Genomic DNA, 14,475 nt, shown 5'->3' on the forward strand with positions numbered 1-14,475 from the left:
AAATATCTTTACTGAAGAGGCCTGTCGCCCAGGCCATTAAAATCAATATCTCATTGATATTTCGAACTTTAGGTGTTATTGGAAAAGAGCCACACCCAAATGTTACTTTCCCTTCATGGACCGAAACGATCCGGTGGTTGGAAATGGCCACCCGGTGGGTGTAGCCACCGAGATATGCCAATACCTTGTCTGGAGTTGCAAAAGGCTGCTTGGCAAAAACGATCCATTTTTTACAGCCGACCTCGGCTAATAGCCGGGCAAATGCCTCTGAAGACTGGAAAGCTTCTGCCTTGCCGGGGAAAATCAAAACACCTCGATCATTGGCCAGCCGCAGTTTGCGCAGATAGATTCTTCGAAATGCCTTGGCCAGCGATTCATTGCGGAACAGATATTTTCGACGAGCATTGATCCATCTGTCTTCGTCAAATGCCAGAACCCCGGCCGGTATCAGACAATGGAGGTGGAAATGATCCATCAGAGTTTGCGACCAGGTGTGGAGCACCGCGATAAAGCCGATCCGGCCCGAAAGACGCCATTGCCGATCTTTGGCAAAATTGGTGAGGACCTCATTAACCGCTTCAAACAAAAAACCCAGCAGGATCTTTTTGTTGCAGAGAATCAGTGGGTTGAGAAGATGCGGAATTGTGAAGACCAGGTGGAAGTATCCGACCGGCAGCAGTTCGGAGCGGCGGTCGTTGAGCCATTTTTCCTTTGCAAGGCTCTGACACTTCGGACAGTGGCGGTTGCGGCAGGAATTGTAGGCCGGCCGCTCAAAGCTGCAGTGATCGCATTTTTCAAGGTGGCCGCCAAGAATCGGGGTCCGGCAGATTTTAATCAGGTTAAAGACGGCAAGCTGTTCGGGGGACAAGGAATATTTTTGACAATAGGCCTCGCCGTATTGCCGGAACACATCGGCTGCTTCATATCGGGGCCGGTTCATGATCGCCTCCTGGGATGTCGTCGGTTGCATCCAAGGGGCTGTAGATCGATACGGACCGTTTGGGCTGGACATGAAAGTAGACCATGGTGGTCTGGATACTGCTGTGGCCCAGGAACTTTTTGATGTAATAAATATCCACACCCTGTTCGAGCAGGTGGGTGGCAAAACAATGGCGCAGAGTATGAATACCTTTGCCCCGGGTGACGCCGGCCGCTTTTTTGGCCCGATGATATATTCTCTGTGCTGTGGTGACGGACATGGGCAGGTCCTTGAATCTTCCGAAAAAGATGTAGCTCTGCGGTCGAAAAGCCTTCCAGTAGATGCGCAGGTAATCCAGGGCTTTTTGAGACAGCAACGTATAACGATCTTTTCGACCCTTTCCCTGTTCGACCCGGACCAGCATGCGGTTGCTGTCGACATGTGCGATTTTGAGCTCCACGAGTTCACCGACCCGCAGGCCTGAGCCGTAGACCATGGCCAGAAGTGCCTGGTGCCGGATATCGCGGCCTGCATTGATAATGGCGCACACTTCCTCTTTGCTCAATACTTCCGGCAGTTTTTGAATGCGGGGTCGGGGCGGCATCCAAAAATCGCCAGACTTGCGCTTTAGAAATTTCAAATAAAAATGGTTCAGGGCGCTGAATGCAACATTGCAGGTGTTCCAGGAAAGTTTGCGTTCCTTCATCAAATACAGCAGATAGGCTTGTATCTGCTGGTTGGTCAATTTATCCGGGCTTTGGTTGTAATAGCGGGCCAGTGCGTTGACAGCCTGCATGTAAGAATCGATCGTACGGTCGGAGAATCGTTGCAGGGTCAGATAGTCATTGAATCTTTTGCGAAGTGGTGTGTTCATAATGCCTCCTTATCCTGGGTTTGATTGAAAAACCGGCTTCAAACCGGTGTCTAAGAAAGCATATAAAACAGTTTTGGCTTTTAAGGATATGAGAAAAAACGGCGAGAAAAGAACAGAAGTAATTGAATTGTAATCAGATAGGTATGCACATTTCCGCGAAGCGGTTTAGTTCAACCAGGCGTTTAATGCTCTTTTGTTTTTGTATCGCAACGTCCTTGGAATTGAATTCGGAGAATTAAAGGATGTGCAGAGAGCCAAGAAACCCCGGAAACTCCCGGTTGTGTTTACCAAGGATGAAATCCGGCAGATTATAACCCAACTGGACGGATACAAGTGGATAATGGCTCAGCTTATGTACGGCGCCGGGCTGCGGGTCATGGAATGTGTACGATTGCGGGTAAAAGACATTGATTTCGGATACGGGCAGATTCTTGTAAGAGACGGTAAGGGTGCAAAGGATCGGGTTACCATGTTGCCGGAGGTTTTGAAGGAACCGTTAAAGCGCCACATAGGAAAAAACCCGGGGGATATGCTATGGAGCTGACCCCGCGGCAGGAAAGTGTGTATCGGGTCATTTGCGACTATCACCGGAAGTATGGGTATTCGCCGAGTGTGCGGGAGATCTGCGATAGGCTCGGGCTTGCGGGGCCGGCCGGGGTGCACCGGATTTTGGGGGTGCTGGAGGAAAAAGGGGTGATTCGGTCTGCGGCGGGCAAGAAACGCTCGTGGGTGCCGGTGGATATGGAGCAGTGCAGGGGCATGCCGGTTGCCGGCACCATTGCCGCGGGAAAGCCTTTGGATGTATGGGACCGGCCGGATGAGCGAATTGGTGTTGATCCCATGCTTTACGGAAACCAGGATTGTTTTGCTTTGCGTGTGGTTGGCGATTCCATGATTGGGGCATATATTCTGGACGGGGATCTGGCGGTGATCCGGCCGCAGGCGGATGTGGATGACGGCCGGATTGCGGCTGTGCTGGTGGATGGGGTGCTGCCTGAGGCAACCTTGAAAATAGTGCGAAAAAAGCGCAATACTTTGGAACTGCACTCGGCCAACCCGGCATATAAGGCCATGCGGTTTTACGGGCAAAGAAAAAACCGGGTCACCATTGTAGGTTTATACGTGGGGCTGATCCGGCAAGGCGGGTGATGACAGCGGCCATGCGGGGCTTTCGGAGATTTTCCAATTGACTCGTTTTGTGCTTTGGTTTAGGTCAGAAGGGATATGTGGATGGATTTTGAAGCATTTTGTCTTATCACCCAAATGGAAAACACCAATGACACCTGCAGATTATCTGGCCGAAGTCGTATTTGCCGCCATGGAGGCGGGGGCCGCGGCCCTGGAAGTTTATGAAGAAGATTTTGAAGTAGAGGAAAAATCCGATCACTCCCCGCTGACCCTGGCCGACCGCCGGGCCCACGAGATTATCGCCGCCCGGCTAAAGCCTTTGCAGATTCCGGTTTTAAGCGAGGAGGGCAGAGATATTGCCTATGCGGAAAGAAAGAACTGGGAGCAATTGTGGATCGTTGATCCCCTGGACGGCACAAAGGAGTTTGTGAAAAAAAACGGCGAATTCACCATTAATGTCGCATTGGCGCAAAATGGCGTGCCGGTGCTGGGGGTGGTGTTTGTGCCGGTCAAGGATCATGTTTATTTTGCCGCACAGGGCAGGGGCGCATTTCTGGCAGACGGCGGGGATCTTCGGGGCCTTGATAAAACATCCGGAGCAGATGCGCTGATTTCGGTTTCCCGGCGCCTTCCGTTGGCGGATCTGCCGGCGCGGGCTTATACTGTGATGGGCAGCCGGTCTCATGCAAGTGAGGCGCTTCTGGCGTTTGTGGAGGAAAAAAAACGGGAGCACGGAGACCTGGAGTTTATTTCCGCGGGCAGTTCGCTGAAGTTCTGCATGGTGGCAGAGGGCCGGGCGGATCTGTATCCGCGCACCGGACCCACCATGGAGTGGGACACGGCCGCGGGCCAGGCAGTGGTGGAGCAGGCCGGAGGGGCGGTGCTGGAGTTTGAAAGCGGCAAACCCCTGGCATATAACAAGGAAAACCTTACCAATCCGTGGTTTATCGTGTATCGCACGGCTTAAAGACGGACAACAGGGCGGATAAACATGGCAGATACGCAGGCAGAGGCGCACGGCGGCGGGCTGGTCAATCTCATGGTCGATGAGGACCGGGCAGGGCTGTTAAAGGAAATCACCATGAACCTGCCGGACGTGAATTTGTCCGAGCGCAACATGTGTGACCTGGAGGTGCTGGCAACAGGCGGGTTTTCTCCTTTGGAAGGCTTTATGGTGCGGGCCGACTATGAGGCGGTGCTCGACCGGATGCGCCTGCAGTCCGGTGTGCTGTGGCCCGTGCCCATCTGCCTGGATGTGACCGCCGCCCGGGCTCAAAATCTGGAAGCCGGCCAGTCCGTGGCCCTGCGTGATCCCGAGGGATTTTTGCTCGGGGTGATGCATATTGAAGACATCTGGCCCGCAGAGCGGCAAAAAGAAGCCGAGATGGTCTACGGCACCACAGACACCAGCCATCCCGGGGTGGATTACCTGTTTAACCGGTCCGGGGATTACTACATCGGCGGGGCCATCGAGGTGGTCAGTCTTCCCATTCATTTTGACTTCAAACAGATGCGGCTGTATCCCAAAGAGGTGCGGCGGGCTTATGAAAAACTGGGCTGGCAGCGGGTGGTGGGTTTTCAGACCCGAAATCCGATACACCGGCCCCAGTTTGAGATGACCATCAAGGCCATGCGCCAGGCCCGGGCCAATCTGCTGATCATGCCCGTGGTGGGCATGACCCGGCCGGGTGACTTTGACCATTTCATCCGGGTGCGCTGCTGCCGGCATGTGACCGAGCATTACCCCTCAGACTCCCAGGTCACGACCCTGCTGCCGTTGGCCATGCGCCTGTCCGGGCCCAGGGATGCGCTGCTCGATGCCATTATTGCCAAAAACTACGGATGCACCCATTTTATCGTGGGCCACGACCATGCCAGCCCGGGCCGGAACAAAAGCGGAGGCCTGTTTTACCCTGCTGAGCGCTCCCGCCAGGTGGCGGCCGAGCACAGCGCGGAAATCGGCGTTGAGATCGTGCCGTTTGAGGAAATGGTGTATCTGCCATTTGAAGACGAGTACCGGAGCAAGGATCAGGTGGCGCCGGGCACGGACACCATTTCCCTGTCCGGATCCGATATCCGCCAGCGGGTCCGGGAGGGCAGAAAGATCCCGGAATGGGCCACGTTTCCCGAGGTGGTACAGGAGCTGCAGCGGGCCTATCCGCCCCCGGAGCGCCAGGGTTTTACGGTGTTTTTAACCGGGCTTTCCGGGGCGGGCAAATCCACCATTGCCAAGGTTTTATACTCCAAGTTCCTGGAGCGGGGCGACCGGCCCGTGACTTTGCTGGACGGCGATATTGTGCGGCGCAATCTGTCCAGTGAGCTCAATTTTTCCAAGGAACACCGCAACATCAACGTGCTGCGCATCGGTTTTGTGGCAAGCGAGATCACCAAGAACCGGGGTGTGGCCATATGCGCGCCCATTGCCCCTTACGAGGTCACCCGCAGGGAAATCCGGGGCACCATCGAGTCCTACGGCGGGTTTATCGAGGTGCACGTGAGCACGCCTATTGACGAATGTGAAAAGCGGGACCGAAAGGGCATGTATGCAAAGGCCAGGGCTGGGCTGATTTCCGGGTTTACCGGTGTGGATGACCCGTATGAGGAGCCTTCCAGCCCGGAGCTGCGCATTGATACCACTGATCTGACCCCGGCTGAGGCGGCTCAGGAGATTTTGCTGTTTTTGAGTAATAAGGGGTTTATTTAGTGATGAGTAATGAGTGATGGGTGATGGGTGACAAAGGCGGGTGACAGGTGACGGGTGACAAGACAAAGGCAGGTGACAGGTGACGCGTGACGGGTGACAAAGGCAGGTGACGGGTGACGGGTGACGGGTGACGGGTGACAGAGGGCGGAAGACAGAGGACAGAAGACAGAAGACAGAAGACAGAGAACAGAGAACAGAGAACAGAGGACAGAAGGCGGAAGAAAAAAGACAAGGAAGAGGGTTGGAAAGGGTTGGAGATGAAGGATAGTGTGATTGGGGTTATCGGGCTGGGGTATGTGGGGCTGCCGCTGGCTGTGGCTTTTGGCCGGAATTTCCGGACCATTGGATATGATATTAAGACGGATATTGTTGAAAGCTACCGCAGATGCGTGGATCCCACCGGAGAGCTGAGCGGCGATGAGCTGCGCTCAGCCAAGCGGCTGGAATACACCGACGGCCCGGAGCGGCTCAGGGAGGCGGACGTGATTGTGGTGGCTGCGCCCACGCCCATTGATATTGCCCGTCAGCCGGATCTCGGGCCCATTACCTCGGCCACCCGCACAGCGGGGCGGCACATGAAAGAGGGCGCGGTGGTGGTTTTTGAATCCACGGTCTATCCCGGCCTGACAGAGGAGGTCTGTGTGCCCATCCTTGAGGCTGAATCCGGACTTTCCTGGAAAACCGGGTTTCACGTGGGCTATTCTCCGGAGCGGATCAACCCGGGCGACAAGGAACACACCCTGGCCACCATTGTCAAGGTGGTGGCCGGAGACGATGAGCCGACCCTGGAGCTAGTGGCCGGGCTTTACGGCACCATTGTCACCGCGGGCGTGCACCGGGCCGAGTCCATCCGGGTGGCCGAGGCGGCCAAGGTCATTGAAAACACCCAGCGGGATCTCAATATCGCGCTGATGAACGAGCTGGCCGTGATTTTTGACAACCTGGGCATTGACACCCAGAACGTGCTCAAAGCCGCGGGCACCAAGTGGAATTTTCTGCCATTCAAGCCCGGGCTCGTGGGGGGGCACTGCATTGGCGTGGATCCCTATTATCTGACCTACAAGGCCGAAACCATGGGCTATCATCCGGAAGTGATCCTGGCGGGCCGCCGGATCAACGACCAGATGGGCAAGTTTGTGGTGGAAAAGACCGTAAAACTCATGTGCCGGGCCGGCCGCAGCATCATCGGCGGGCGGGTGGCCATTTTGGGCCTGACCTTTAAGGAGGACTGCGCGGATCTGCGAAACACCCGGGTCATCGACATTGTCGAGGAAATCCAGGCCTACGGCATCACGCCCTTGATCCACGACCCCCTGGCAGACCCGGCTGCGGCCCGCAGCATTTACGGCATTTCCATGTGCGGATGGCCGGACCTGCATGATCTGGATGCCGTGATCATTGCCGTGGCCCACCGGGAATACAGGGAAATGGCCGGGCAGGATTTTCTCAATCACCTGGTGCCCGGCGGATGCTTGATTGATGTCAAGGGCATGCTTGATCCGGCTGAGATCCGGCAAAACGGATTTTATTTCTGGCGGCTTTAGGGCCGCCAGTGCCGCCTATCCCCGTGTGGCTTCCTTGTATGCCGCGGTCTGCTTGCTGATAATGGCCGGCAGATCCGTGTTGTCCGCGTTTTCCTCGATGGTGCGCTCAAAGGCGCTTCCGATGACCACCCCGTCGGCAATGCCTGAAACCGCAGCCACATCCGCTGGCGTGGAAATGCCAAATCCCACGCAGACAGGCACGTCTGCCGATTGCCTGAGTTGGTCCACGTACTCGCCGATCTGGGTGAAATCCAGCCCCCCCGAGCCGGTCACCCCGGTCATGGAAACCATGTAGAGAAATCCCGATGCCCCGCCGGCAATCATCTGCATGCGGTCTTCCGGGGTGGTGGGGGCCACCAGGCGGATCAGGGAAAAGTCTTTCCCGGTCCAGGCGCCGGTGAACTCCTCGGATTCTTCCGGGGGCAGGTCCACCACCAACACCCCGTCTGCGCCCGCGGCAACGCTGTCTTTGTAAAACGCTTCGATGCCGTAGGCCATGATCGGGTTGTAATAGGAAAACAAAACAATGGGCACGTTTGATGTTTCCCGGATTTTTCGGGTCATCTCCAGCACCCGGCCCAGGTTCATGCCGGCTTTCAATGCCCGGGCCGATGATCGCTGGATCACCGGGCCGTCTGCCGTGGGATCGGAAAACGGCACGCCCAGTTCCAGAATGTCCACCCCGTTTTCACACATGGTCGAAACAATGGAAAGCGAGGTTTCCATGTCCGGGTCCCCTGCGGTGACAAAGCCCACCAGGGCCTTTTCCCCCTTATCTTTCAAACGTGCAAAAGTCTGTTCAATCCGTGTCATTGCATATGTCCTTTCCAAAAATCCCTGATATCCGTCTTCTTATCTCTGCCTTCCGCCCTATGCCCTCTGTCTTCCGTCTTCGGCCTTCCGCCCTCTGTCTTCTGCCCTCTGTCATCCGTCTTCCGACCCTTCTGCGTATTCCGCCACAATCCCCAAATCCTTATCCCCCCGCCCGGAGAGATTGACCACAATGACTCTGTCAGACGGGGCGTTTGCGGCAATGTCCATGGCCGCGGCCAGGGCATGGGAGCTTTCCAGGGCCGGGATGATGCCCTCGGTGCGGCACAGCTCGTAGAAGGCGGCCATGGCCTGATCATCGGTGATGCTCACGTAATTGACCCGGCCCAGGTCCTTGAACATTGAATGTTCCGGGCCCACGCCCGGGTAATCCAGGCCCGCGGAAATGGAATGGGCTTCGCTGATCTGACCGTATTGGTCCTGGAGCAGGTAGGATTTGGAGCCGTGGAGCACGCCCAGGGTGCCCGCGCCCAGGGTGGCGGCGTGTTTTCCGGACTCAATGCCCGTGCCCGCGGCTTCCACGCCGGTCATGGCAATGGCCGGATCATTGACAAACGGGTAAAACAGGCCCATGGCATTGGAGCCGCCGCCCACACAGGCCACCAGGTGATCCGGCAGGCGGCCGATTTCATTGATGGCCTGATCCCGGGTTTCTTCGCCGATGACTTTTTGAAAGTCGCGCACCATGGCCGGGTAGGGGTGGGGGCCGGCAACAGAGCCGATTACGTAAAACGTGTCGCGCACGGCCGATACCCAGTAGCGCATGGCCTCGTTCATGGCATCCTTGAGGGTGCCGGTGCCCGATTCCACGGGCACGACCTGCGCGCCCAGAAGCTCCATGCGGTTGACGTTGGGGGCCTGGCGGCGGATGTCTTCGGTGCCCATGAAGATCTTGCATTCCATGCCGAAAAACGCGGCCGCAGTGGCCGTGGCCACCCCGTGCTGGCCGGCGCCGGTCTCGGCAATGACCTTGGTCTTGCCCATGTGCCGGGCCAAAAGCGCCTGGCCCAGGGTGTTGTTGATCTTGTGGGCCCCGGTGTGGACAAGGTCCTCGCGCTTCAGGTAAATGGCACCGCCGCCGGTTTTCCGGGAGAGCCGCTCGGCAAAATACAAAGGCGTGGGCCGGCCGGCAAAGTCTTTTAACATGCCGTAAAGCTCTTTTTGAAACCCCGGGTCGCCGACGTGTGTGCGGTAGGCTTCATTTAATTCCAGCAGGGCCGGCATCAAGGTTTCGGCCACGTAGCGGCCCCCGTAAATGCCAAAATGGCCCCTTTCATCCGGGTATCGGGTAAAGTCGGTGTTTTCCTGCATGTTTTGGCTGCTGCCGGTATTAGACATCAGAATATTCTCCTTGTGGGATTTTCCGGTTTACAAAGACGCACCGCATAAATAAAGTCGCGCACCTTTTTTGTATCTTTTCTGCCCGGGGCCGATTCCACCCCCGAGCTGACATCCACCGCGTCCGGGGCGGCCCGGCCGATGGCTTGGGTTATGTTTTGCGGATCCAGCCCGCCGGCAATGATGGTGGGATGGTTTTGGGCAAAGGCCCGGGCCGCGGACCAGTCCCAGGTTTTTGCGTTGCCCCCGGGAAGCTTGCCCGAAGAACACTCCACCAGAAACGCCGGGGCGTTATAGGCCCCTGCCGCGTCAATGCCGGGCACGCCGTTGACATAAAGGCATTTGACAACAAACACATCATTTTCCCGCAGCCTTTGCACAAGCGCCGGTGACTCTTTTCCGTGGAGCTGGACCGCGGAAAGCCCGCAGGCAGCCGCGGTTTTTGTAAGCGTGTCAAAGGATTCGTTGACAAACACCCCCACCCGGGCCACGTGGGACGGGAGCACGGAGGCGATGCGCGCGGCCTGATCCGCGGTGACAAACCTGGGGCTTTTGGGATAAAACACCAGGCCCACGGCATCAGCGCCCCAGGCCGCGCAGGCAAGGGCGTCTTCCACGGCCGTGATGCCGCAGATTTTCACCTGGATGCGATCGTGTTTGATTTCCGGGAAATAGCCGGTATACATGATCTGTCTGTCCGTGTGGGGTTATCCGCCAATCAGGCGGGTTAAAAATTTTTCCGGATCATCGGCCGTAACCAGGCTCTCTCCGATCAAAAACCGGGAAATGCCGGCTTTGAGGTTTTGCTCAATGTCTTTTCTGGAGGAAATGCCGCTGGCCGCCACCGGGATCTGTCCGGGGCCGAGTTTTTTTGACAATGACATGGCGGTTTCAATGTCTGTGTCAAACGAGGCCAGGTTCCGGTTGTTAATGCCGATCACAGCGGCGCCAACATCTATTGCCGCCTCCAGATCGGCTTCGGTGTGCACCTCCACCAGGGCATCAATGCCGAGTTCGGCGCACAAGCCGGAAAATTCCAGGAGCTGCTGTCTGGACAATATGCGCACGATCAGCAAAACCGCGTCCGCACCCCAGGCCGCGGCCTCGTAAATCTGATAGTCGGATATCACAAAATCCTTGCGCAATACCGGCAGAAAACATGCGTTTCTGGCGGCCACGAGATCGGCCGGGCTTCCCTTGAAAAAAGCCCGGTCGGTTAGCACGGAAAGGGCGGCTGCCCCGCCGCGCTCATAGGCTTGTGCCAAGGCTGCCGGGTCCAGATCGGCACTGATGTCGCCTTTGGACGGCGAGGCCCGCTTGATTTCCGCGATAATGCGCACCTGATCGGCCGGCCCGGCCAGGGCGTCGTAAAAGGATCTGCGCTTGGCGGTTTTTGTCCGGGCCTGGTCTTTTAGCCCAGACAAGGGGGTTTGCGTGCGGCAGGCAGCCACCTCGTCTTTTTTGTGCGCCACGATCCGGTCTAAAATATCTGCGGCCATTTACGCGTTCTCCCGGGTAAATTCAATCAGTGCATTTAATTTATCCATGGCAGCGCCCGAGTCAATGGCGTTTTCAGCCAGGGTTACGCCGTTTTCAACCGATTCGGCTCGCCCGGCGGCCACAAGGGCGGCGGCCGCATTGATGATCACGATATCGCGGCGGGCGCTTTTTTCCCCGGAAAGAATGCTTTTGGTGATCTCTGCGTTTTGTTTCGGATCACCCCCGGCGATTTCCTCTGGTGCGGCCATGCGGCCGAAATAGGTCTCGGGTGAAATGTCATAGGTGGATATCTGCCCGTTGTTTAATTCACACACCCGGGTGGGGGCACACACCGAGATTTCATCCAGGCCGTCGTGTCCGTGGACCACCAGGGCCCGTTTGGTCCCCAGGCGCTGCAGGGCTTTGGCAAACATCTCTGTTAACTCCGGGGCAAACACGCCCACAAGCTGGCGGTTGGCTGCCGCCGGGTTGGTCAGGGGACCGAGCATGTTGAAAATGCTGCGCAGACCCACCTGCTTTCTGGCGTTTGCCGCGTATTTCATGGCTCCGTGGAATTTCGGGGCAAACAAAAACCCGATGCCGATTTCGGCAATGGCCTCCTCCACGATCTCCGGGTCAACGTCCAGGTTCACACCCATGGCCTCGAGCACGTCTGCGCTGCCGCACTGGCTGGAAATGGAGCGGTTTCCGTGCTTGGCCACCACCGCGCCCGCGCCTGCGGCCACAAACGCGGTGACCGTGGATATGTTAAAGGTCCCGGAGGTGTCTCCGCCCGTGCCGCAGGTGTCGATGACGTCCCGGGCCATGGTTTCGATGCGGATGGCTTTTTTGCGCATGGCCCGGGCCGCGCCGGCAAGTTCGGCATAGGTTTCGCCCTTGGTGGCCAGCGCGCCCATGAATGCCCCCACCTGCGCGTCTGTGGTGTTTCCGGAAAAGATTTCACCGAGCATGGCCGACATCTCCTCCTCGGTCAAATTGTTTCGCTGGTAAATCTTGTAAAGCAGGTCTCGGAACATGGCGGTCCTCCGTTTATGAATGGTTCTGGCCGGTGGTGCACATCTTGAGAAAATTTCGCAGAATCCGTTTGCCCGTGGGCGTCATGATGGATTCCGGGTGAAACTGGATGCCTTCTGTGGGATGCGTTTTGTGGCGAAGGCCCATGATTTCGCCGTCCTCGGTGCGCGCGCTGATTTTCATGCATTCGGGCAGGCTGTTTTCATCCACGGCCAGGGAATGATAGCGCATGGCGGCAAACGGCTTGCTGATGCGCGAAAATATGGTTTTTCCGTCCGCGGTCACAGTGGAGACCTTGCCGTGCATCAGTGATTTTGCGTGAATGATTTTTCCGCCAAATGCATGGGCAACCGCCTGGTGTCCCAGACACACCCCGAGTATGGGGATTTGGCCGGAATACCGGGCGATGGTGTCAACCGATAACCCGGCTTTTTCCGGGCTTCCCGGGCCCGGGGACACCACGATGCCGGAAACCGGGTTGGTGTCCGGATAGGCAATGTCAAAGGCATCGTTTCTGCGCACTTCGACTTCCGCGCCGAGCTGCCGCAGATACTGCACCAGGTTGTATGTAAACGAGTCGTAGTTGTCGATGACAAATATCATGTCCGCCCCTTATTGCAGTTGGTGTTGAACCAGTTCCAGGGCCCGGCCGATGGCCATGGCCTTGTTGACCGTCTCGGTGTATTCGGCCTCCGGGTCAGAGTCGGCCACGATGCCTGCTCCGGCCCGCACGGTCAGGCGGTTTTGGTTGATAGTGGCTGTGCGGATGGTAATGGCCAAATCCATGTTGCCGTGAAAGGAGATATAGCCCACGGCCCCGCCGTAGGGCCCCCGGGGTTCGGATTCCAGCTCTGAGATGATCTCCATGGCGCGAACTTTTGGCGCGCCGCTCAAAGTGCCGGCCGGAAAGGATGCGGCCAGCAGATCCCAGGCATCCACCCCTTCCATGAGATCGCAGGTGATGTTGGAGACCAGGTGCATCACATGGGAGTAGCGCTCCACCACCATCAGGTCCGTGACCTGCACTGTGCCGGTTTCCGCCACCCGGCCCAGGTCGTTTCTGCCCAGATCCACCAGCATGAGGTGTTCGGCCCGCTCCTTTTCGTCCTGGAGCATTTCGTCTGCCAGGGCCCGGTCCTCCTGCTCGGTTTTTCCCCTGGGCCGGGTGCCGGCAATGGGCCTTAAGGTGGCGATGTTGTTTTCCAGCCGCACCATGGTCTCAGGAGATGAGCCCACCAGCACGGTGTCATCCAGGTGCATGAAAAACATGTAAGGCGACGGGTTGATATAGCGCTGGGCCCGGTACAGGGCCGTTGCATCATCAAAGGTCCGGTTGGCGCAAAAGGGCTGGGAGATCACCGCCTGGATGATTTCGCCGTCTTTTATGCGGGATTTGGCAATCTCCACGTTTTTTTTGTAAACCGACGCGTCATGGACCGGCTCCAGGCTCACAGGTTCGGCGGCGTTTTGGCCGGCCGTGCTGCGGGCGGTTTTTTCCAGGATGGTATTTTGAAGCGCGTCAATGCGCTGTTCGGCGGCCTGGTAGGCGGCTTGTGGGTCTGCGTTATCGTTTTTAAAACAGATGGCCACCATCATGAGCGTATTTTTGATGTTGTCGAAAATCAGCATCTCATCGGGGATCACAAAGTCGGCCATGGGCTGGTTTTCCGGCAGCCGGTTTTCAATGGCTTCGAAAAAGCACACGGTTTCATAGGAAAAATAGCCCACCAGTCCCCCCCAGAATCGGGGCAGTTCCGGGATGATTGCGGGGTTGTAGCGCTGCATGATCCCGCGCAGAACCGTGAGGGGATCGCCATTGTGCTCGATTTTTTCGGTCTGGCCGTTTTTTTCGGTTTCCACGCTGTGGGCATACACCCGGACCCGGGTGCGCGCAGATGTGCTCAGGAAACTGTACCGGCCCCAGCGCTCCCCGCCTTCCACGCTTTCGAGCAGAAATGCCGGGGACTGGTTGGAATACAGCTTTTTGATCACCGATACCGGGGTTTCCATGTCCGCCAGAATCTCCCGGCAGACCGGCACCACGTTGTGGCGGCGGAAATATTGTTCAAACGTGTCTTTGTCCGGAAACTGTCGCAGCCGCATGTGAGATGCTCCTTTTAAAAAATGCCTGTTGTCGGTTCCGAGTTGGGTGTAAACAAAAAAGGCCGCGGGTTTGCCCCGCGGCCTTTTTGTGTGCTTTTTTTGAAAATAAAAAAGACCGGGGGCTTAAGGGGCCGCCTCGGTCTTTTTGCTTGCGCTATGGCTGATTCAAACCGGTTTAAAGGCAGACCCCGCTATGCTGGTCCGCCACCACCAGTTCTGGTTTGTTTTCATTGTCTGCACATCAAATAAACACATGAGTTTTTCCGATACAGTCAAATACATTCGGGCCCGATGGCCGGTTTGTTTAAATTTGTATGTTTCAGGAATCAATAAAAGCTTTTTAACGGATTTGTCAAGCAAAAATTTGTGCGGGTTTTTCATTTGTGTTTGAAGCTACATTTCGGTATGAATCCTTTAAATATGATGGCGCCGTAAAAAGTTCAATATCTGCGTTACGCGCAATTTCTCAGAATTTCACGTACGGCCAAGTACGCTGCATTCTTCGAAATTGCGCAAGCCT

At 56.7% G+C, this 14,475-nt stretch carries 14 protein-coding genes; 5 read left to right on the top strand and 9 right to left on the bottom strand.

Annotated features, from left to right (window positions below):
• The coding region (locus ACTCIA_RS14655; RefSeq protein WP_463002556.1) for an IS91 family transposase at positions 1 to 1,012 on the bottom strand (1,012 nt) is incomplete at its 3' end.
• Positions 921 to 1,793, bottom strand: a complete 873-nt coding sequence (locus ACTCIA_RS14660; protein WP_463002557.1) for a tyrosine-type recombinase/integrase — start codon at positions 1,791 to 1,793, stop codon at positions 921 to 923. The genes ACTCIA_RS14655 and ACTCIA_RS14660, both read right to left, overlap by 92 nt.
• Before the next feature lie 244 nt (positions 1,794 to 2,037).
• Between ACTCIA_RS14660 and ACTCIA_RS14665 the strand changes: the two genes are divergently transcribed.
• The 5 genes from ACTCIA_RS14665 to ACTCIA_RS14685 all read left to right on the top strand — a co-directional run bounded on the left by ACTCIA_RS14665 (position 2,038) and on the right by ACTCIA_RS14685 (position 7,169).
• Positions 2,038 to 2,337, top strand: a complete 300-nt coding sequence (locus ACTCIA_RS14665) for a tyrosine-type recombinase/integrase (RefSeq protein WP_463002558.1) — start codon at positions 2,038 to 2,040, stop codon at positions 2,335 to 2,337.
• The gene (gene lexA, locus ACTCIA_RS14670; protein ID WP_463002559.1) at positions 2,328 to 2,942 is read left to right on the top strand and encodes a transcriptional repressor LexA; all 615 of its coding nucleotides are present in this window, start codon (positions 2,328 to 2,330) and stop codon (positions 2,940 to 2,942) included. The genes ACTCIA_RS14665 and lexA overlap by 10 nt, the downstream gene beginning before the upstream one ends.
• 127 nt (positions 2,943 to 3,069) lie before the next feature.
• Complete coding sequence (gene cysQ, locus ACTCIA_RS14675; RefSeq protein WP_463002560.1) at positions 3,070 to 3,888, top strand: 3'(2'),5'-bisphosphate nucleotidase CysQ; 819 nt, start codon at positions 3,070 to 3,072, stop codon at positions 3,886 to 3,888.
• A gap of 24 nt (positions 3,889 to 3,912) precedes the next feature.
• Positions 3,913 to 5,625 (top strand): bifunctional sulfate adenylyltransferase/adenylylsulfate kinase, encoded by a 1,713-nt coding sequence (locus tag ACTCIA_RS14680; protein ID WP_463002561.1) that lies wholly within the window; start codon positions 3,913 to 3,915, stop codon positions 5,623 to 5,625.
• Positions 5,626 to 5,882: 257 nt separating this feature from the next.
• Positions 5,883 to 7,169: a nucleotide sugar dehydrogenase gene (locus ACTCIA_RS14685; protein WP_463002562.1), complete on the top strand. Its 1,287-nt coding sequence runs from the start codon at positions 5,883 to 5,885 to the stop codon at positions 7,167 to 7,169.
• A 15-nt stretch (positions 7,170 to 7,184) separates the two neighbouring features.
• On the opposite strand, the gene trpA is transcribed toward ACTCIA_RS14685, so the two are convergent.
• The 7 genes from trpA to trpE all read right to left on the bottom strand — a co-directional run bounded on the left by trpA (position 7,185) and on the right by trpE (position 13,955).
• Positions 7,185 to 7,982, bottom strand: a complete 798-nt coding sequence (trpA, locus tag ACTCIA_RS14690) for a tryptophan synthase subunit alpha (protein WP_463002563.1) — start codon at positions 7,980 to 7,982, stop codon at positions 7,185 to 7,187.
• 111 nt (positions 7,983 to 8,093) lie between these two features.
• Positions 8,094 to 9,338 (bottom strand): tryptophan synthase subunit beta, encoded by a 1,245-nt coding sequence (gene trpB / locus ACTCIA_RS14695; protein WP_463002564.1) that lies wholly within the window; start codon positions 9,336 to 9,338, stop codon positions 8,094 to 8,096.
• Positions 9,338 to 10,024, bottom strand: coding sequence for a phosphoribosylanthranilate isomerase (locus ACTCIA_RS14700; RefSeq protein WP_463002565.1), 687 nt, complete (start codon positions 10,022 to 10,024; stop codon positions 9,338 to 9,340). The genes trpB and ACTCIA_RS14700 overlap by 1 nt, the downstream gene beginning before the upstream one ends.
• Before the next feature lie 21 nt (positions 10,025 to 10,045).
• Complete coding sequence (gene trpC, locus ACTCIA_RS14705; RefSeq protein ID WP_463002566.1) at positions 10,046 to 10,837, bottom strand: indole-3-glycerol phosphate synthase TrpC; 792 nt, start codon at positions 10,835 to 10,837, stop codon at positions 10,046 to 10,048.
• Positions 10,838 to 11,854, bottom strand: a complete 1,017-nt coding sequence (gene trpD / locus ACTCIA_RS14710) for an anthranilate phosphoribosyltransferase (protein ID WP_463002567.1) — start codon at positions 11,852 to 11,854, stop codon at positions 10,838 to 10,840.
• Between the two features lie 13 nt (positions 11,855 to 11,867).
• A complete protein-coding gene (locus ACTCIA_RS14715) occupies positions 11,868 to 12,455 on the bottom strand; it encodes an anthranilate synthase component II (protein WP_463002568.1) in 588 nt (195 codons plus the stop codon).
• A gap of 9 nt (positions 12,456 to 12,464) precedes the next feature.
• A complete protein-coding gene (gene trpE / locus ACTCIA_RS14720; RefSeq protein WP_463002569.1) occupies positions 12,465 to 13,955 on the bottom strand; it encodes an anthranilate synthase component I in 1,491 nt (496 codons plus the stop codon).
• Positions 13,956 to 14,475: the final 520 nt, after the last annotated feature.

The sequence above is a fragment of the Desulfosalsimonas sp. genome (assembly GCF_055149105.1).

What these genes read in the sequence shown, in the direction of transcription:
- cysQ (WP_463002560.1), top strand. Translation starts at nt 3,070, where the DNA reads ATGACACCTGCAGATTATCTGGCCGAAGTCGTATTTGCCGCCATGGAG.
- ACTCIA_RS14700 (WP_463002565.1), bottom strand. Translation starts at nt 10,024, where the DNA reads ATGTATACCGGCTATTTCCCGGAAATCAAACACGATCGCATCCAGGTG.
- ACTCIA_RS14660 (WP_463002557.1), bottom strand. Translation starts at nt 1,793, where the DNA reads ATGAACACACCACTTCGCAAAAGATTCAATGACTATCTGACCCTGCAA.
- trpC (WP_463002566.1), bottom strand. Translation starts at nt 10,837, where the DNA reads ATGGCCGCAGATATTTTAGACCGGATCGTGGCGCACAAAAAAGACGAG.
- ACTCIA_RS14685 (WP_463002562.1), top strand. Translation starts at nt 5,883, where the DNA reads ATGAAGGATAGTGTGATTGGGGTTATCGGGCTGGGGTATGTGGGGCTG.
- trpD (WP_463002567.1), bottom strand. Translation starts at nt 11,854, where the DNA reads ATGTTCCGAGACCTGCTTTACAAGATTTACCAGCGAAACAATTTGACC.
- trpB (WP_463002564.1), bottom strand. Translation starts at nt 9,338, where the DNA reads ATGTCTAATACCGGCAGCAGCCAAAACATGCAGGAAAACACCGACTTT.
- trpA (WP_463002563.1), bottom strand. Translation starts at nt 7,982, where the DNA reads ATGACACGGATTGAACAGACTTTTGCACGTTTGAAAGATAAGGGGGAA.
- ACTCIA_RS14715 (WP_463002568.1), bottom strand. Translation starts at nt 12,455, where the DNA reads ATGATATTTGTCATCGACAACTACGACTCGTTTACATACAACCTGGTG.
- lexA (WP_463002559.1), top strand. Translation starts at nt 2,328, where the DNA reads ATGGAGCTGACCCCGCGGCAGGAAAGTGTGTATCGGGTCATTTGCGAC.
- ACTCIA_RS14680 (WP_463002561.1), top strand. Translation starts at nt 3,913, where the DNA reads ATGGCAGATACGCAGGCAGAGGCGCACGGCGGCGGGCTGGTCAATCTC.
- trpE (WP_463002569.1), bottom strand. Translation starts at nt 13,955, where the DNA reads ATGCGGCTGCGACAGTTTCCGGACAAAGACACGTTTGAACAATATTTC.